Raw genomic sequence first — 18,557 nt, forward strand, 5'->3', positions numbered from 1 at the left:
TTCGGGCAAAGCGCCGGCCTGTGGAAATCGCGCAAAGACTCCGCCGGCGGGACAATGCCCGCCGGCGGCAGGGCCCGTCACGCCAGCCGGAACTCGCCCGCCTGGGCGCTGAGGCGCGAGATCTCGCTGTCGAGATTGAGCGCGGCGGCCGACGTCTGCTCGACCATCGAGGCGTTGTACTGCGTCGTGCGTTCCATCTCGCCGATAGCGGTGGTCACCTGGGTGATGGCGGCGGACTGCTCGCGGTTGTCGGTGGTCATGCGCGCCAGCAGCCGGTGGACCTTGCCCACCCCCTCGACGATCTCGACCAGCGCCGAATCGACCGAATTGACCGCCTCCACCGCACTGGCGACTTCCGACTGGGTGACGCCAAGCTGCTCGCGGGCATTGCGCGCCTCTTCCTCGGCCCGCATGGCAAGCGCCGAGACAAGATCGGCCACAACCGCGAAACCGCGCCCGGCCTCGCCCGCGCGGCCGGCCTCGACCGCCGCGTTCATCGCCAGCACCCGGGTCTGGAAGGCGATCTTGTCGACCCCCTCGATCACCGTGTCGATGCCCTTGGCGCAGCCCGAGACGCGGCCCATCGTCTCCACCGTCTCACCGGCAACCGCGCGGCCCTTGCCGACCAGCGCGATCACCCCGTCGGCACTCTCCAGCGTCTGCCCGGCAGCGACCGCGGTGCTCCGGAGGCGATCCTCCATCGAGACGATCGCGGCCGAGGTCTGCTCGAGGCTCGCGGCATTGGCCTCGGTACGGCGCGCGAGGTCGTCGGAGGCCTGGGAGATCTCGCTCGAACCGGTGCGGATCGCCTGCGCGCGCACCTGCACCGCGCCGACGAGATCGCGCAGCCGCCCGATCGCCTCGTTGAAATGGCTCTTGAGCTGGCTGAACTCGCCGGTGAACTCGGCCGTCACCTGGGCGGTGAGATCGCCGCGCGCCAGCTTTTCCAGCTGGGCGGTGAACTGTTCGACCATCGCGGCCTGATCGCGCGCGGTGATCCGCTGCTGGCGCGCGGTCTCGCGGAAGGTGAACATCGCCTGGGTCATGCGGCCCACGCAGTCGCGGTAATCGGTATAGTCCACCGGGCTGTCGAGGTCGCCCGCGGCCACCCCCTCCATGCGCACGACGGTGGAGACATAAGGCACGCAGATGCCCTCGCGGCAGGCCATGCCGAAGAGCCAGGCGCCCAGCGTCAGCGCCAGGCCCAGCGGCAGGCCGTACACCCGCGGCAGCAGCGCCGCGCAGAGCACCGCCACCAGCATCGCGGCGGCCATGAGGGAGAAGGCGAGGAAGGTTTTCTGCCGGATAGGGGCATGTTTGACGAACCAGTCGACCATCGGACGTTTCTCGCTTCAGGGGGATAGCTAGAAGTATGCCTAACTCGCATTATCGTACTTATAGGCCAGAACCCCGAAAACGCGGGGCTTCCCTCTGATTTTTGGAGAAAGTTTCGTTAGACTCGCCTTATCGCCGCCCCATCGGCAGCAGACCCGTTCCTCGCGGGCCGCCCTCCTCAGTGCCCGGGGGCGTTCTTCTTCAGGCTCTCCTCCATCCGCGCCAGCTGCGCGGCGGTGGCCTCGCCCTGGTACTTGTCCTTCCATTCGCCGAACGGCATGCCGTGGATCACTTCGCGCGCGGCGGCCTTGTCGCCGGCAAAACCGGCGTCGCGGATCCAGTCGGCCAGGCAATTGCGGCAAAATCCGGCGAGCCCCATCAGCTCGATGTTCTCGGCATCGTGACGCTGCTGCAAGTGCTTGACGAGACGGCGGAAAGCCGCTGCCGCAACCGCGTCATCAAGAGCGTCTATGGAGTTGTTTTCGTGCATGGCGCGTCGCTTGGTCCTTGGTTTGTCAGACAAGCTTTGCCATAGATCGCCCCGATACAGGAAGAGGCACACTGACCTTGGCAACCACTCCACCATTCCGTCGCTCGCCCCACCACCGCGGCATCAAGCGCCAGCGCAAGGTCAAGATCCTTGCCACGCTCGGCCCGGCGAGCCGTGACCGGGAAACCATCGAGAAGCTGCTGAAAGCCGGCGCCGATGCGTTCCGCGTCAACATGAGCCACGGCGATCACGACACCCACCGCGAGACCATCGCCAACATCCGCGCGGTGGAAAAGGACGCGATGCGCCCGATCGCCGTGCTCTGCGACCTGCAGGGCCCGAAGCTGCGCGTCGGCACGTTTGCCGAGGGCAAGGCCTTCATCCGCCACGGCGCCCACTTCACGCTGGACCGCGACCCCACCCCGGGTGACGACAACCGCGTCTGCCTGCCGCATCCCGAACTGTTCGGCATCCTCGAGAAGGGCCAGCGCCTGCTGATCGACGACGGCAAGCTGCGCCTCGTGGTGATCCGCGCCGAAGCCGATTCGATCCTGTGCTCGGCCGAAGTCGGCGGCGCGATCTCCGACCGCAAGGGCGTGAACGTGCCCGACGCGATCGTCCCGGTGCCGGCGCTGACCGACAAGGACCGCCGCGACCTTGCTTTCGCGGTCGAGCAGGGCGCCGACTGGATCGGCCTCTCCTTCGTGCAGCGCCCCGAAGACGTCGCCGAGGCCCGCCGCCTGATCGGCGGGGCCTGCGCGCTGATGTCGAAGATCGAGAAGCCTGCCGCAGTGCAGTCGATCGACGGGATCATCGAGCTGTCGGACGGCATCATGGTCGCGCGCGGCGACCTCGGCGTCGAACTGCTGCCCGAACAGGTGCCGCCGATCCAGAAGCACATCGTCGCCAAGACCCGCGCCAGCGGCAAGCCGGTGGTGGTGGCCACGCAGATGCTGGAATCGATGATCAGCAGCCCCTCGCCGACCCGCGCCGAAGTCTCCGACGTCGCCAACGCGGTCTACGACGGCGCCGACGCGGTGATGCTCTCGGCCGAAACCGCCGCCGGCCAGTGGCCGGTCGAGGCGGTGACGATCATGGACCGCATCGCCGTCTCGGTCGAACACGATTCGACCTACCGCGAGCGTATCCACCTCGCCTCGACCCCGCCCGATCCGACCACCGCCGACGCGCTTTCCGCCTCCTGCGCGACGATTGCCGATACCCTGCCGATCGAGGGCATCATCGTCTTCACCGGCTCGGGCGGTTCGGCCCGCCGCGTCGCGCGTGAGCGTCCCGCCGCGCCGATGCTGGTGCTCACCCCGACGCTCGCCACCGCCCGCCGCCTGGCGCTGCTGTGGGGCGCGCATACGGTGACCACCAAGGACATCGGCAGCTTCGAGGAGATGATCGCCAAGGGCAAGCGCATGGCCCTGCGCCACGGTTTCGGCGCCGCCGGCACCCGCCTCGTGGCGCTGGCGGGCGTGCCGTTCGGCGTGCCGGGCTCGACCAACCTGCTCCACGTCGTCACCCTCACCGGCAACGAACTGGACTGACCCGGCCATGGCGCTTCACACCCTGTGGATCTACGCCGTCGCGGTCTTCCTGCTGAGCGCGACGCCGGGTCCCAACATGCTCCACGTGCTCTCGCGCAGCGTGGAACTGGGCGTGAAGCGCACCCTTGCCACCATGGCGGGCTGCCTCCTGGGTCTTGTCACCCTGCTGGCCGCCTCCGCCGTGGGGTTGGGGGCGCTGCTCCATGCGCTGCCCGGCACTTTCACCGCGCTGCGCATCGCGGGCGCGGGCTATCTGCTGTTCCTGGCGGTCAAGGCCTGGCGCGCGCCGGTGAGCGAAGACGATGACGTGGCGCAGACGGTGCGCCCCGCAATCTCGGGGCTGGCCCTGTTTCGCGGCGGCTATGCGATCGCGATCAGCAATCCCAAGGCCATCGTCTTCGCGGCGGCCTTCCTGCCGCAGTTCATCGATCCCGCCCGCCCGCAGGCCTCGCAGTTCGCCATCCTGGTGGCGGTCTTCGCGGTGATCGAGGCGTTCTGGTACGCGGTCTACGCGTTCAGCGGCCGCGCGCTCTCGCGCCATCTGGGTCGTGCCGGCGTCAAGCGCGTGTTCAACCGGCTGACCGGCGGGCTGTTCGCCGGCTTCGGCCTCTCGCTGCTGGCCTTCCGCGCCGCCTGACGGAAGCTGCCCTCCCCGCGGATGGGGAGGGCTCGCTTACCCCCGCGCCCCGAACAGCGCGCTGCCCACGCGCACATGCGTGGCGCCCAGCATGATCGCGGTCTCGAAGTCCTCGCTCATGCCCATCGACAGGCCGGAAACCCCGTTATCCGCCGCGAGCTTGGCAAGCAGGGCAAAGAACGGCGCCGCCTCGATGCCGGCCGGCGGCACGCACATCAGCCCCGCAAGCGGAATATCCGCACTGCGCACTTCGGCGAGCAGGGCGGGCAGATCGGCAATCGGGCAACCGCCCTTCTGCTCTTCCGCGCCGATGTTCACCTGCACGAAGCACGGCACCCGGCGGCCCAGCTTGTCCATCGCCTTGGCCAGCGCCGAGACCAGCGAGGGCCGGTCGAGCGCGTGGATGCAGTCGAACAGCGCGACCGCGTCCTCGGCCTTGTTGGACTGGAGCTGGCCGACGAGGTGCAAAACCACGTCGGGATGGGCCTCGCGCAGCGCCGGCCACTTGGCCTCGGCTTCCTGCACGCGGTTTTCCCCGAAGACGCGCTGCCCCTCGGCGAGGAGCGGCAGGATCGCCTCGGCGGGGTGGGTCTTGGCGATGGCGACGAGTTCGATGGCCTGAGGTTCGCGTCCGGCAATGGTGGCGGCGTGGGCGATCCGGGCGCGAACGGCCTGGAGAGGAGAAGCTGGCTGATCCATGGCGCGCTGCTATAGCGTCCCCGTGCCGAACCGCCAGTCACCTCTTGCGCCCGACATCTGGCCCGACATCTGGCTCGTCAGCGACGCCCGCAACGATGCCGCGCTCGAAACCGCGCTCGCGCGCCTGCCGCGCGGATCGGGGCTGGTGCTGCGCCACTACCACCTGCCGTCTGCCGAACGCCGCGCCCGCTTCGCGGTTCTGAAGCGCGTAGCCCGCCGTTTCGGCCACCGCATTGTCCTGTCCGGCAGCGCCCGCGAAGCTCGGCAATGGGGCGCCGATGGGGCTTATGGCGCGGCGGACAGACTAGTCCGAGGCCCCGCCACGCTGCGCCTCGTCACCGTCCATTCGCTGCGCGAACTCGCGCATGCCCACCGCGCCCGCGCCGCCATGGCCGTGCTCTCGCCGGTCTTCGCCACCCGCTCGCACCCCGGCGGCAAGACGCTGGGGCCGACGCGGTTTCGCCTCCTGGCGGCGCGCTCGAAGGTGCCCGTGATCGCCCTTGGCGGCATGACGCCACATCGCGCCCGCACGCTACCTGCCCGCAAATGGGCGGCGATTCAGGCGTTTATCTGACCGCCCACAACCTTGTTCCCGATCCATTCTTGACGGCGAGTCCCCCGCCGACGCATTATATCGGGCCGAAATCAAGGGAATTTCCAATGGCGACACGGCCCCTCGCACCCGGACGGCGAATCGCCAAGCCGGACTGGCGCGCAGTGCTCAAGCGGTCCTTGCGCCGCGCGGGCGAGCTGGGCGGCGCCCTGCTGCTGTTCGCGGCGATGGCCTTCCTCACCCTCGCGCTGCTCAGCTACCACCAGACCGATCCTTCCGCCTCGACCGCCGCCGGCGGCCCGGCGGAGAACTGGATGGGCCCGGTCGGCGCCTGGGTGGCGGAGCGGGTGCTGCTGCTGTTCGGCCCGGTTTCCGCGCTGTTCGTGCCGCTGCTCTATGTCTTCGCGCGCAAGCTCTGGCTGCTGGTCGAGGAAGAGGACGGCGAGATCGAGCCTTCCAACCAGCGCTGGTGGCGCCCGGTCTTCGTGCTGGCGCTGGCGATGGTGCTGATCGCCACGGTGCTCAGCCTCGCCTTCCCGCAGGCCGGTGCCACCGGCACCCTGCTCGGCCTCACCTATGTCCAGCCCGGCGGCACCCTGCCTGCCTCGATGGGCGGCATTTCCGGCCTGCTCGGCGCCTGGGTGATCGAGACGCTGACCGGCTTCCTGCCCGGCGTCTTTGCCTCCTGGGCGGCCTTTGCCATTTCCGTGCTCTGCCTTGGCGGCGGCCTGCTGCTGGCGGGCAGCGTGTTCGCCTGGGACTGGGGCCGCCTGCTGACCCTGCCCGGCCGCATCGGCCGCGCTTCCGCCCCCGGCGAGGCATCGCCCCGCAGCGCCGAGAAGGAAAAGACCCGCGAGAAGGCGCCGAAGATCCAGTCCGCGCCGTTCATGGACGACGACTCCGGCGACACTCCGGTGGCTGCGGCAACCGCCCGCGAGCCCGCCGCCAAGCCGCGCAAGGCGCCGGAAATCAGCGATCCCAAGGCCGCCGCCACCCCGGCGCAGCTCAATATCGGCAACCGCCAGAAGGACATGTTCGACAAGTTCGCGCTGCCCGGGCTCGACCTGCTCAACGATCCGCCGCCCAATTCGCAGCCCAAGATCGACAAGCTCAGCCTCGAACGCAACGCCCGCCTGCTCGAAACCGTGCTCGACGACTTCAACGTCAAGGGCGAGATCACCGCGGTGCGCACCGGCCCGGTCGTCACCATGTACGAACTGGAGCCCGCCCCCGGCATCAAGGCCAGCCGCGTGATCGGCCTTGCCGACGACATCGCCCGCAACATGTCGGCGATCTCGGCCCGCGTCTCCTCGATTCCCGGCCGCACCGTCATGGGCATCGAACTGCCCAATGCCGACCGCCAGATGGTCTCGTTCAAGGAGATGGTCGCCTCCGAGGCCTTCGCCAGCCACAAGGGCATGCTGCCGATCATCCTGGGCAAGGACATCGCCGGCGAGCCGGTGGTGGCGGACCTGGCGACGATGCCGCACCTGCTGGTCGCCGGTACCACCGGTTCGGGCAAGTCGGTGGGTCTCAACACCATCCTGCTCTCGCTGCTCTACCGCCTGACGCCGGCGCAGTGCCGCCTGATCCTCGTCGATCCCAAGGTGCTGGAACTCAAGAGCTACGACGACATCCCGCACTTGCTTTCGCCCGTCGTCACCGAGCCGCCCAAGGCGGTGCGCGCGCTGAAGTGGGCGGTCGAGGAAATGGAGCGCCGCTACCGCCAGATGAGCGAGATCTCGGTGCGCAACCTCGCCAGCTTCAACGAGAAGGTCCGCGCCGCCGCCGCCAAGGGCAAGCCGCTCGGCCGCCGCATCCAGATCGGCTTCGACCCGGAGACCGGCGAGGAGCTGTATGAAGATCGCCAGCTCGACTACGAGACGCTGCCGCAGATCGTGCTCATCGTCGACGAACTCGCCGACCTCATGGTCACCGTCGGCAAGGAAATCGAAGTGCTGATCCAGCGCCTCTCGCAGAAGAGCCGCGCGGCAGGCATCCACCTCATCATGGCGACCCAGCGCCCCTCGGTCGACGTCATCACCGGCGTCATCAAGGCCAACCTGCCGACCCGCGTGTCGTTTGCCGTCACCAGCCGCATCGACAGCCGCACGATCCTGGGCGAACAGGGCGCCGAGCAGCTGCTGGGCAAGGGCGACATGCTCTACAAGCCCAGTTCCGACCCGGTGAAGCGCGTCCACGGCCCCTTCGTCTCGGACGAGGAAGTCGAACACGTCGCCGATCACTGGCGCGCGCAGGGCAAGCCCGACTACGTCGATGCCGTCACCAACGAGCCGGAGGAAGGCTCGTTCGGCTTCGACGACCTCGACGCCACGGCCTCGGACCAGCCGGAAGAGCGCAAGTACCGGCAGGTCTGCCAGCTGGTGTTCGAGAACCAGAAGGTCTCGGTCTCCTGGCTGCAGCGCCAGATGGGCGTGGGCTACAACACCGCCGCCAAGTGGGTGGAGCGCATGGAGCAGGACGGCTACGTCGGCCCGGCCAACCACGTCGGCCGCCGCGACATCTACCGCGACGAGAACGGCGCGCCGCTGTAGGCGCGCCCCTTCTCTCCAAAAAAACGGGGCCCTAAAAACAGGGCCCTAAAAACAAGGGCGCCCTGCGCCCGCCTGCTTCTCGTCCGCGCGCGGGCATCGTTGAAACGGTGCGGCTCCCGATGGCGCGCGGACAGCGGGATGGGCGGGCAAGGTCACGCTATACCAACGGCAACCTACCAATTGCCCGCCAATAGCCCTACCCTGCCGCTTTGACGGCACCCCCGCGTCCCTGCCCCCGAAAGGCCCCGATGCAAGATCATTCCCAGGCATTCCTGCTGCGAGACGGCTTCCTGCTGCTCGGCACCGCGCTTGCCTTCGTCCTCCTGTTCCGCCGCCTCGGGCTGGGTGCCACGCTGGGCTACCTGCTCGCAGGCGCGATCCTGGGGCCCTACATGCTCGGCCTTGTCGGCGATCCCGAGAACAAGCTGGGCATCGCGGAACTGGGCATCACCTTCCTGCTGTTCATCGTCGGCCTCGAACTGGCGCCGCGGCGCCTGTGGCGGATGCGCAGCGAGATCTTCGGGCTGGGGCTGCTGCAAGTGACGCTCTGCGGCCTCGCGGTCTCGGCGGTGATCTATTTCACCACCGGCTTCAGCGTCGCCGCCTCGCTGGCGCTGGGCCTGCCGCTCGGCCTTTCCTCCACCGCGCAGGTGCTGCCGATGCTGCAGGGCGCCGGCCGCCTGCATACGCCGTTCGGCGAGCGCTCCTTCGCGATCCTGCTGTTCCAGGATCTCTCGATCATCCCGCTGATCACGATCATCGCGGCGATGAACCGCAACCCGCATCTGCCCGAAGGCCCTCCCGGCTGGATCCTGGTGCTGGAGACGCTGGCCGCCATCGCCGGGCTGATCCTGGCGGGCCGCTTCGTGATCCGTCCGCTGTTCCGCCTGATCGGCAACCTCGGCGAGCGCGAGATGTTCGTGTTCGCCGCGCTGTTCACGGTGATCGCCTCGGCGGCGCTGATGCAGGCGCTCGGCCTCTCCACCGCGCTCGGCGCCTTCATCGCCGGGGTCATGCTGGCAGACACCCCCTACCGCCACGAGCTGGAGGCCGACGTCGAGCCGTTCCGCACGCTGCTGCTGGGGCTGTTCTTCATGTCGGTGGGCATGATGCTCGACCTCTCGGCGATCGCCGAGCGGCCGCTGTTCGTCGCCGCCATGGCGCTGGCGCTGATCGCGGTGAAGAGCGGGGTGATCTTCCTGCTGGGCCTGGCCTTCCGGATGAACTGGCGCAGCGCGCTGGCGCTCGGCCTGCTGCTCAGCCAGGGCGGCGAATTCGGCTTCGTGCTGTTCGCCCAGGCCAAGGACGCCTGGCTGGTCGACCCCAGCGCCGCCAGCCTGTTCAGCGCCATCGTCACTCTCTCGATGGTCACCACCCCGTTCCTGATGATGGCCACCGCCCGCATCCGCGAGATGCCCACGTCCAAGGAAACCCGCGAAGGCCCGCGCCGCGACGGCGCCCGCGCGCTGGTGGTGGGCTATGGCCGCTTCGGCCAGACCGTGGCCCAGGTGCTGATCGCCGCCGAGATCGAGGTGACGCTGATCGACACCGACATCGAGATGATCGACGTGGCCGGCGGGTTCGGCGCCAAGGTCTGGTTCGGCGACGGCACCCGCATCGACCTCCTGCGCCAGGCCGGTGCGGGCGAGGCGCAGATGATCGTGTTCTGCATCGACGGCGACCAGCTTTCCGAAAGCTTCCTGCAGAACGTCCACCAGGCCTTCCCCGATGCCCGCATCCTCGCCCGCGTCTACGACCGGCGCACGATGATCCGGCTGATGGAAGCGCCCGTCGCCTTCATGGTGCGCGAGGTGATGGAATCGGCGGTAGCAATGGCGCGCGAGGCGCTGGACGACCTCGGCCTCTCGCTCCAGCAGATCGACGCGGCAGAAAGCACCTACCGCGCCAGCGACAAGGAGCGCCTCTCGATCCAGTACGAGACCGGCGACATCCGCGCCGCCCGCGACCGCATCATCACCCAGAGCCTGCGCGACGCCCACTGATACCGACCGTTAAGCTTGACCGATCGCAGATCGGTCAAGCCCGCGCGGCGCCGGAGCATTCCAAGCTGCCGATGCGTCAGCATCACTGCAGCTTGGCATGAGGCGTGGGCAAATGGTCCGAATGGCATCTTGAGGGCAGCACCAGCCCGCTCCCTCACCCGGCGGCCCGCAGGATGCTGCCGCAGAACGATCGGGTGGGAACGATCGGATGAATCGATAGCGGCTTGCGCCAGTCCGCCCTGTCCGGCTGCGATTTCGTCGGTTTCCGGCAAGATTGCGGAGAGCCGATCTGTCAGTATGTTAACCATATCTTGATCGAGATCGGCGATTGAACAGCCATGTTCCCGGGGGCCCTTTCCTATCTGTTCGGCGTGTGGGCCGCGGCCCTGGCCTTGCTGGCCGTGCCCGCTGCCGCTCATACGCATCCCGCCTTTGCCCCGGGCTCGGTCTGCACCGCGCTTGCCGATAGCGGCGAATCGGCGGCCGCGCTTGCCCGCGATCCGGCGCGCTGGGATTGCAGCGGCAGGACCTGGCCGATCGCCGGCGGCAGGGCGAGCTTCGTGCGGATCGACATGAGCGCCCGCCCGCCGGTCCCCGGCGCAGCGCTCCATACCCGGCTCACCCGCTTCACCGCGCTGTCGATCACCGCGCTCGGCGCCGGGGGAGACAGCGCCGAACGCACGATCACCCCGCACGACCTGCACCTCGCCTCGACCTCGTGGACGATGCTGGCGCCACTGCCGCGCCTCGCCGCGGGGGAGCCTCCCCGCGCCTATGTGCTCAAGGTGGTGAGCCCGCGCCACAAGGGGCTGCTGTCCGACGCCAGAATCGCGCCGCCGGCCGACGCGCGCGCGGTCGGCAACGACGCGCTGATCCTCGCCGCGCTCTGCGGGCTGATGATCATGCCGCTGGTGCTCAACTTCGCGATCTTCCGCGTGCTGCGCCAGCCTTTCGCGCTCTGGCATGCACTGGGCGTCTTTGCGATGCTCATGCAGACGGCGGTGGGCAGCGGCCTCATCAACCGCTTCGTCTCGCTCTCGGTCACCCAGATCTGCGCGCTCTCCTCGCTGAGCTGGAGCCTGATCATCATCGGCGCCTCGCGCTTCTTCGACGACCTGCTCGAACCCGGCATGCTCGACCGGCGGCACAAGCGGCTGCTGCTGGCGGCGATCCCCTGGGTGCTGTTCTGGGCGCTCTACTACAACCTCGCCTCCGGCCCGCTGCTGGCCAGCGCGGCGACCGCCTACTACGCCTCGTTCCTGCCGTTCATCCTGCTGCTCGGCTGGACGATGACCACCGCGGTCCGGCGCGGCAGCCGCACCGTGTGGTTCCAGATCGTCGGCTGGGCCCTGCTGATCGTCATGGGGCTGATCCGCATCGTCTCGATGCTGGGGGCCACCGATGCGCCGCTGGGGCTGATGACGCTGCAGCACTTCTCCATCGCCTTCGAGGTGCTGGTGACCACGCTGGGCGCCGCCGACCGCTTCATGGCGCTCAAGGACCAGCGCGACCGCGCGGTGACGCAGGCGCGCGTGCTGGAGAGCCTGGCCGAACGCGATCCGCTGACCGGGCTCTACAACCGCCGCGGCTTCGAGGAGCGCTATTCCCGCCTCGTGCTCGAAGGCTTCGATACGATGGCGCTGCTCGATCTCGACCATTTCAAGGCGATCAACGACACCCGCGGCCATGCGACAGGCGATGCCGTGCTGCGTGCGGTGGCGGTGGCGCTGATGCCGGATGAGGATACCGTGGTGGTGCGCATCGGCGGCGAGGAATTCCTGCTCCTGCTGCGCGGCACCAATGCCGCCGAGCGGGCCGAGCGCCGCCGCCAGGCGATCCCGGCGCGGGTCGCGGCCGAAGTGCCGCTGCTCGACCGGCCGGTGACCGCCAGCATGGGACTGGTGTCAGAAGCCCCGGCGATGCGCTTCAACGACCTCTACCGCCAGTGCGACCGCCTGCTCTACGAAGCCAAGGCGGCGGGGCGAAACCGCACCGTGAGCAAGAGTTTCGCGGCGATCGCGCAGTCGCCCTCGCTGCTCGAACAGACCGTCGTCAGCCTGCACTGAACCGTTCGGCCACCTCGACCGGCACCCGCATGATGCGGCCGCTCGCCTTGTCGATCATCGCCCAGGTGGTCCTCGCCGCGACGATGACCTTGCCCGCCTGATTGCGGAACTCGACGCGCCGCTCGAAGCGGGCGCCGCTGGGGCCTTCGGGAATGAAGGTAAGCGCCGCCACGCTCTCGCCCTCGCGGATGTTGCCGCGATAGTCGATCTCGTGCCGGGTCACGACCCAGACGTACTTCTCGACCTGCTCGGGGGTGGCGTCGGCCTCCCAGTGCGAGGTGGCGATGGCCTCCATCCACTGCACCCAGACGGCATTGTTGACGTGGCCCATGACGTCGATGTCATGGGCCGTCGCCGTGAAGGTCATGGCAAAGCGGTCGCTCAATTTTCCACGCCAAGCTGCCAGAGGATGAAGGCGAATTCCTCCGCCGTTTCCTTCAGGCTCTCGAACCGGCCCGACTTGCCGCCGTGGCCCGCGCCCATGTTGGTCTTGAGGATCAGCTCATGGTCGCCCGTCTTCACCTCGCGCAGCTTCGCCACCCACTTGGCGGGCTCCCAGTAGGTCACGCGCGGGTCGTTGAGCCCCGCGGTCACCATCAGCGGCGGATAGGCCTGCGCCTTGACCTGGTCGTAGGGCGAGTAGCTGCGGATCTGCTCGAAGGCGGCCTTGTCCTCGATCGGATTGCCCCATTCCGGCCATTCGCCCGGCGTCAGGGGCAGCGAATCGTCGAGCATGGTGTTGAGCACGTCGACGAAAGGCACATGCGCCACCACCGCGCCGAACAGCGCGGGGTCCGAGTTGATCACCGCGCCCATCAGTTCGCCGCCCGCCGAACCGCCCGAGATCGAGATCCTGCTCGCCTCGGTAAAGCCGCGCGCGATGAGGCCGCGCGCGCAATCGACGAAGTCGTTGAAGGTATTGGTGCGCTTCTCCAGCTTGCCCGCCTTGTACCAGGCCCGGCCAAGGTCGTCGCCGCCGCGGATATGGGCGATGGCATAAGCGAAGCCGCGATCGACGAGGCTGAGCCGGGTGGTCGAGAAGCCCGGGTCGATCGAGATGCCGTAAGCGCCGTAGCCGTAGAGATGCAGCGGTCCGGGACCGGCGCGGTCGCGGCGGTAGACCACCGAGACCGGCACCATGGTGCCGTCACGCGCCGCGATCTCCAGCCGTTCGGTGGCGTAGAGCGAGGCGTCGTAGCCCGAGGGGATTTCCTGGACCTTGAGCACGTCCAGCGTGCGCGCGGCGACGTCGTAGTCGAAGACGCTGGAGGGGCTGACCATCGATTCGTAGGTCAGCCGCAGGCGCGTGACGTGCCATTCGGGATTGTTGGCGAGGCCCGCCGAATAGCTCGCCTCGGGGAACACGATCGGCTCGACGCGGGCGGGATCGTCGTAGTAGCGCACCTCGATGCGGTCGAGCCCGGCCCCGGCACCAACCGTCTTGCGGCCCTCGGTGACGTAGAAATCGCGGAACAGCTCGGCGCCGGTCAGGTAGAATTCGTCAGTGCCCGCGATCAGCGTCGTCCACGTGCCGGGATCGGCGAGCGGCGCGGTGGCGAGGCGGAAGTTCTCGTGGGTGTCGTTGGTGTGGATGTAGAGCACGCCGCCGCGCTCATCGACATCGTACTCGACGCCCTTCTCGCGCGGCTTCACCAGGATCTGCGCGCCCAGCGGATCGGCGGCGCGGACCATGCGGCATTCGCTGGTCTCGTGGTCGCTGGTGCCGATCAGCAGCCATTCCTCGTTCGACGAGAGCGAGGAACCGACGCGGAAACCCTCGTCGTCCTCGTGGTAGAGCTCGACGTCGCTGTCGAGCGGCTGGCCCAGCCAGTGCAGGCGGGCGTTGTCCGTCCGCCACTGCTCGTTGGCGAGCGAGTAGACGAGCGCCTTGTCGTTCGCGACCCAGACCAATGCCGAAAGGGTGCCGGGAATCTCGTCCGCCAGCAGTTCGCCGGTGGTCAGGTCCTTGATCCGCGCGGTGAAGCGTTCGGAGCCGTTGTCGTCCACCGAATAGGCCAGCAGCCTGCCGTCGGCGCTGGTGGAGATGGCGCCGAGGTTGAAGTAGTCCTTGCCCGCGGCGAGCGCCACTTCGTCGAGGATCAGCTCGTCGGCAGAACCGTCATCCCCGGCCGAAACGGGCCTGCGCCACCACTTCTTGTACTCGGCGCCTTCCTCGAACTCGATCCAGTAGAGATAGTCGCCGTCCTTCTGCGGCACCGACTTGTCGGCTTCCTTGATGCGCGCGCGCATTTCCTGGAACAGCGCGTCGATCTTGCCCTGCTGGCCGGCCATGCGCTGTTCGAACCAGCGGTTCTCGGCCTCGAGATGCGCCAGCACGTCCGTGTCGGTGACTTCGGGATAGCCGGCATCGCGCAGCCATGCGTAATCGTCCTCGACGGTCACGCCGTGGTGGGTGAAGCTGTGCGGCTTCTTCGCCGCCTGTGGAGGACCCGAGAGGGTCTGGGTGGAATCTGCCATGCGCCCGATCTATGGTGCCTGCATGACCCCCGCAAGCCGGATACCCCGAACATGTTGATGAATACCCACGAGGCGCGGCTCGATGCCCTGCGCCAGGAACTGAAATCGCGCGGCCTCGACGGTTTCGTCATCCCGATTTCCGACGAGCACATGAGCGAATATGTCGGCGCCTATGCCCAGCGCCTGGCCTGGCTGACCGGCTTCGGCGGTTCGGCCGGTACGGCGGTGGTGCTTACCGACGCCTCGCTGCCCTCGGCCGCCGCGATGTTCGTCGACGGACGCTACACCCTGCAAGTGCGCGAGCAGGTGAACGGCCAGTTCTACGCCTATGAAAGCGTGCCGCAGACCAGCCCCGCGCGCTGGCTGGGCGAGAATGCCCCCAAGGGCGCGAAGATCGGCTACGACGCCTGGCTCCACGGTTCCAAGTGGGTGGAAGCCGCCAGCGCCGCGCTGGCCGCGCGCGGCGCCACGCTCGTCGCCGTCGAGGGCAATCCCATCGACGCGATCTGGCAGGACCAGCCCGAACCCTCGCCCGCGCCGGCCGAAGTGCATGACGACGCCTTCGCCGGCGAATCGAGCAAGGCCAAGCGCGCCGCCGTGTCCGAATGGCTGACCGCCCAGGGCCTTGACGCGACGGTGATCTCCGCGCTCGATTCGATCGCCTGGCTGCTCAACTTGCGCGGCACCGACGTGGAGCGCACGCCGGTCGCGCTGTCCTACGTCGTCGCCCATGCCGACGGTACCACCGACCTCTACATCGCCGAGGAGAAAGTGACGCCCGAACTGCGCCATCACCTCGGCAATGCCGTCACCGTGCGCCCGCGCGCCGACTTCGTGGCGGGCCTCAAGGCGCTTGGCGGCAAGCGCGTCGCGGTCGATCCCGACAATGCCGTGGCCGCGATCTTCGAGACGCTGAAGGGCGCAGGCGCCACCGTCGCCGAACACCGCGATCCCACCATCCTGCCCAAGGCGGTGAAGAACCCGGTCGAGCAGCAGGGCCAGCGCGCCGCCCAGGCGATCGACGGCGTGGCGGTCACGCGTTTCCTCCACTGGCTCGCGGTCGAAGGCCCCAAGGGCGAAGTGACCGAGATGAGCGCGGCGGCCAAGCTGCTGGAATTCCGCCAGCGCTGCGGGGACCTGCGCGACCTCTCGTTCGACACGATCTCGGGCGCGGGCCCCAATGCGGCCAGCCCGCACTACCGCGTGTCCGAGGAATCGAGCCTGACGCTGGAGCCGGAAAGCGTCTACCTCGTCGATTCGGGCGGCCAGTACCCCTGCGGCACCACCGACATCACCCGCACCGTGTGGATCGGGACGATGGAGCACCTTGGGGAACAGCCCGGCAAGCCCTCGCTCCACGAAGTGAAGGACCGCTTCACCCGCGTGCTCAAGGGCACCATCGCCATCGACCGCGCGGTGTTCCCCAAGGGCACCAACGGCAGCCAGCTCGATACGCTGGCGCGCCAGTTCCTGTGGTCGGTCGGGCTCGACTATGCCCACGGCACCGGCCACGGCGTCGGCAGCTTCCTCTCGGTCCACGAAGGCCCGCAGCGCATCGCCAAGGCGGCGGGCGGTCAGGCCGGGACGATGCAGGAACTGCTTCCCGGCATGATCCTCAGCGACGAGCCGGGCTACTACAAGGCCGGCGAATACGGCATCCGCATCGAGAACCTCGTGCTGGTCGAGAAGCGCGCGTTCGAGGGTTCGGACGGCGAATACCTCGGTTTCGAGACGCTGACGCTCGCCCCGATCGAGCGCCGCCTGGTCGATACCGCGCTGCTCAGCGCCGAGGAGACGGCCTGGTGGAACGCCTATCACGCCCGCGTGTTGCAGGTGATCGGCCCGCAGCTTTCCGCGCCCGAGGATGCGGCAACGCTGGCCTGGCTCAAGGTGCAGTGCGCGCCTCTGTGATCTTGTAGCACGCAACACTCAGCGGTAGCGTCCTTCCGGCAAGCGTTTTGCCGGAAGGACGCGCCGATGACCGATCAGCCTCCAGACCTCAGGACCTGCCCCGTCCACCTCGGCCTCGGCGCCAGGGCCGAGCAGCAGCCCGCCTTCACCGGCATGGAATGGTACGCCGCCTACGCCGCCCGCACTGCCGCCGACGGCGCCGAAGGGCGGCTCGTCTCGCTGCACGACTTTGCCGAAAGCTGGACCTCGTGGGAAATGCACCCCGTGGGTGACGAATTGGTCGTGTGCCTTGCGGGCGCGATGACGCTGCATCAGGAACTGCGCGATGGCACGCAGCGCTCCGTGACGATTGCGGCAGGGCAATATGCGATCAACCCGGCAGGCGCCTGGCATACCGCCGATGTTTCCGGCCCGGCCAGCGCGCTGTTCGTCACCGCCGGCCAAGGCACCGAGCACCGCCCCAGATAGACTTGCATCCTGCGGCACAGGCAGCCAGACTTGTGACAATTGACGACAATATATCCGTGAAGCGGCACAACTGCGCGACAAGGCCCGGGTAGAACGAGGCTCAGAAAGCCGCGGGGCAGTTCTTCCCCCTCCCTTCCCCGCCCCGTGGCTTTCGCCGGAATCGCTTGCAGGAGTGAGAGAGCAGCCATGACGCGCCACCTGACCAAGTTTGCCATCGGCCTCTCCGCCGCCGCGCTCGCCATGGGTGGCATTGCCCTTGCTCAGGCCCCCGATGGACCGCCTCCGCCGCCCGAAGACGGCGTCCCCATGGATGCCAACGGTGCCGGCAGCAGGGGTGGCACGGTAACCCGCGCCGAAGCGCAGGCCGCTGCCGAAGCCCTGTTCGCCCGGCTCGACGTCAACAAGGACGGCAAGCTCGACAAGGCCGACCGCGAAGCCCGCCGCGCCCAGATGCGCGAGGAGATGTTCAAGCGCCTCGACACCAATGGCGACGGCGTGATCTCGAAGGCGGAATTCCTCGCCGATCGCGGCCCGGAAGGGCGCGGCCCCGGTGGCAAGGGCCCGATGGGTGGTCCCGAAGGCCGCCCCGACATGCCGCCCCCGCCGCCGGAAGGCGGCCCTGACATGGCCCCGCCGCCGGAAGGCGGTCCGGACGCACAGGCCGCGCCCGGCAAGGACGGCCCGCGCGGTCACGGTCCTCGCCGTCATGGCCCCGGCTCCGGCGGTCCCGGTTCGATGAGGGGCCCGATGAGCCGCATGGGCGACGGCGACAAGGACGGCACCGTCACCAAGGCCGAATTCATCGCCGCCGCCCTGAAACGCTTCGACACGGCGGACACCAATCACGACGGCAAGGTCACGCAGGAAGAGCGCCAGGCCGCCCGCCGCGCGATGCGCGACGAACGCCGCGGCCCGCCCGAGGGCGATGGCCCGCCGCCGCCTCCCGCCCCGAACCCGGCCAGATAAGCGCCGCCCGAACGGATGGAAATGACGACCGATACCGCAACTGCCCGCCTGCTTCTCGTCGACGACGAGGCTGCCCTTCGCGAACCCCTGGCCGAGTACCTCTCGCGTCAGGGGTTTGCCGTAAGACAGGCCCAGAGCGCCGCCGAGGCCCGCAATCTGCTGCGCGACGAGAAACCCGACCTCGTCCTGCTCGACATCATGATGCCCGGCGAGGACGGCCTTTCGCTGTGCCGCCACCTCGTCGAGGCGCAGGACGTGCCGGTGATCTTCCTCACCGCGCGCGGCGAGGCGACCGACCGCATCGTCGGCCTCGAGATCGGCGCGGACGACTACGTGGTGAAACCGTTCGAACCGCGCGAGCTGGTCGCCCGCATCCGCTCGGTGCTGCGCCGCGCCGCGCGCATCGCCGCGCCGGTGCCCGAGAACGAGATCTTTGCCTTCGAGACCTGGCAACTCGATCCGCTCAAGCGCCGCCTCACCGATGCCGAAGGCGCCTCGGTGGCGATCTCCTCGGTCGAGTTCCGCCTGCTCATGGCCTTCCTCGAACACCCCCGCCAGGTGCTCAACCGCGACCGCCTGCTCGACATGGTGCAGGGCCGCGAGGCGCATCTGTTCGACCGTGCGGTGGACAACCAGGTCAGCCGCCTGCGCCGCAAGATCGAGGTCGATTCGCGCAATCCCCAGCTGATCCAGACGGTCTGGGGCGGCGGCTACATGCTCGCCGCCGACGTGCGCCGCATGCCCGCCCCGGCGGAATGAGCACGCCCCCCGTGCCCCCATCCCCCGCAATCCCGTCTCCCGTGATCCCGTCCCGGCTGAAGGTCCTGCGCCCGCACAGCCTGA

Annotated in this window: 15 protein-coding genes; 10 read left to right on the forward strand and 5 right to left on the reverse strand. The window is 68.6% G+C overall.

The genetic code is table 11. The features are described 5' to 3' along the window. Nucleotides 1-77: 77 nt before the first annotated feature. The gene (locus OKA11_RS06590) at nt 78-1,337 is read right to left on the reverse strand and encodes a methyl-accepting chemotaxis protein (RefSeq protein ID WP_267219422.1); all 1,260 of its coding nucleotides are present in this window, start codon (nt 1,335-1,337) and stop codon (nt 78-80) included. A 176-nt stretch (nt 1,338-1,513) separates the two neighbouring features. Continuing rightward, nucleotides 1,514-1,825 (reverse strand): DUF1244 domain-containing protein, encoded by a 312-nt coding sequence (locus OKA11_RS06595; protein WP_267219423.1) that lies wholly within the window; start codon nt 1,823-1,825, stop codon nt 1,514-1,516. Between the two features lie 77 nt (nt 1,826-1,902). Here OKA11_RS06595 and pyk point away from each other — a divergent pair, with 77 nt between their 5' ends. Together pyk and OKA11_RS06605 are read left to right on the forward strand one after the other, a co-directional pair. Continuing rightward, nucleotides 1,903-3,378 (forward strand): pyruvate kinase, encoded by a 1,476-nt coding sequence (gene pyk / locus OKA11_RS06600; protein WP_267219424.1) that lies wholly within the window; start codon nt 1,903-1,905, stop codon nt 3,376-3,378. Nucleotides 3,379-3,385: 7 nt separating this feature from the next. Beyond that, nucleotides 3,386-4,015 carry a LysE family translocator gene (locus OKA11_RS06605; RefSeq protein WP_267219426.1) on the forward strand — a complete coding sequence of 210 codons (630 nt, stop codon included), beginning with the start codon at nt 3,386-3,388 and terminating at the stop codon, nt 4,013-4,015. Between the two features lie 36 nt (nt 4,016-4,051). Here OKA11_RS06605 and OKA11_RS06610 read toward each other — a convergent pair whose 3' ends face one another. Further along, nucleotides 4,052-4,714 (reverse strand): YggS family pyridoxal phosphate-dependent enzyme, encoded by a 663-nt coding sequence (locus tag OKA11_RS06610; RefSeq protein ID WP_267219427.1) that lies wholly within the window; start codon nt 4,712-4,714, stop codon nt 4,052-4,054. Between OKA11_RS06610 and OKA11_RS06615 the strand changes: the two genes are divergently transcribed. The 4 genes from OKA11_RS06615 (at nt 4,713) to OKA11_RS06630 (ending at nt 11,891) form a co-directional block, all read left to right on the forward strand. Further along, complete coding sequence (locus OKA11_RS06615) at nt 4,713-5,288, forward strand: thiamine phosphate synthase (protein WP_267219428.1); 576 nt, start codon at nt 4,713-4,715, stop codon at nt 5,286-5,288. The genes OKA11_RS06610 and OKA11_RS06615 overlap by 2 nt on opposite strands. 86 nt (nt 5,289-5,374) lie before the next feature. Continuing rightward, nucleotides 5,375-7,822, forward strand: a complete 2,448-nt coding sequence (locus OKA11_RS06620; RefSeq protein ID WP_267219429.1) for an FtsK/SpoIIIE family DNA translocase — start codon at nt 5,375-5,377, stop codon at nt 7,820-7,822. Between the two features lie 248 nt (nt 7,823-8,070). Continuing rightward, a complete protein-coding gene (locus tag OKA11_RS06625) occupies nt 8,071-9,825 on the forward strand; it encodes a cation:proton antiporter domain-containing protein (protein ID WP_267219430.1) in 1,755 nt (584 codons plus the stop codon). Between the two features lie 338 nt (nt 9,826-10,163). Then, nucleotides 10,164-11,891, forward strand: coding sequence for a sensor domain-containing diguanylate cyclase (locus OKA11_RS06630; protein WP_267219431.1), 1,728 nt, complete (start codon nt 10,164-10,166; stop codon nt 11,889-11,891). On the opposite strand, the gene OKA11_RS06635 is transcribed toward OKA11_RS06630, so the two are convergent. Together OKA11_RS06635 and OKA11_RS06640 are read right to left on the reverse strand one after the other, a co-directional pair. Then, the gene (locus OKA11_RS06635; RefSeq protein ID WP_267219432.1) at nt 11,878-12,276 is read right to left on the reverse strand and encodes an acyl-CoA thioesterase; all 399 of its coding nucleotides are present in this window, start codon (nt 12,274-12,276) and stop codon (nt 11,878-11,880) included. The two genes, OKA11_RS06630 and OKA11_RS06635, sit on opposite strands and share 14 nt — an antisense overlap. Next, nucleotides 12,273-14,369, reverse strand: coding sequence for a S9 family peptidase (locus OKA11_RS06640; protein WP_267219433.1), 2,097 nt, complete (start codon nt 14,367-14,369; stop codon nt 12,273-12,275). Before OKA11_RS06640 ends, OKA11_RS06635 begins: the two co-directional genes overlap by 4 nt. A gap of 51 nt (nt 14,370-14,420) precedes the next feature. Between OKA11_RS06640 and OKA11_RS06645 the strand changes: the two genes are divergently transcribed. The 4 genes from OKA11_RS06645 to OKA11_RS06660 all read left to right on the forward strand — a co-directional run bounded on the left by OKA11_RS06645 (nt 14,421) and on the right by OKA11_RS06660 (nt 18,473). Next, nucleotides 14,421-16,280, forward strand: coding sequence for an aminopeptidase P family protein (locus OKA11_RS06645; RefSeq protein ID WP_267219434.1), 1,860 nt, complete (start codon nt 14,421-14,423; stop codon nt 16,278-16,280). 66 nt (nt 16,281-16,346) lie between these two features. Next, nucleotides 16,347-16,748, forward strand: a complete 402-nt coding sequence (locus OKA11_RS06650; RefSeq protein WP_267219435.1) for a cupin domain-containing protein — start codon at nt 16,347-16,349, stop codon at nt 16,746-16,748. A gap of 186 nt (nt 16,749-16,934) precedes the next feature. Then, nucleotides 16,935-17,714 (forward strand): EF-hand domain-containing protein, encoded by a 780-nt coding sequence (locus OKA11_RS06655; RefSeq protein ID WP_267219436.1) that lies wholly within the window; start codon nt 16,935-16,937, stop codon nt 17,712-17,714. A gap of 15 nt (nt 17,715-17,729) precedes the next feature. Continuing rightward, on the forward strand, nt 17,730-18,473 hold the full coding sequence (locus OKA11_RS06660) for a response regulator (protein ID WP_446686310.1): 744 nt from the start codon (nt 17,730-17,732) through the stop codon (nt 18,471-18,473). Nucleotides 18,474-18,557: the final 84 nt, after the last annotated feature.

The sequence above is a fragment of the Novosphingobium clariflavum genome (assembly GCF_026420865.1).
Taxonomy (GTDB): domain Bacteria; phylum Pseudomonadota; class Alphaproteobacteria; order Sphingomonadales; family Sphingomonadaceae; genus Novosphingobium; species Novosphingobium clariflavum.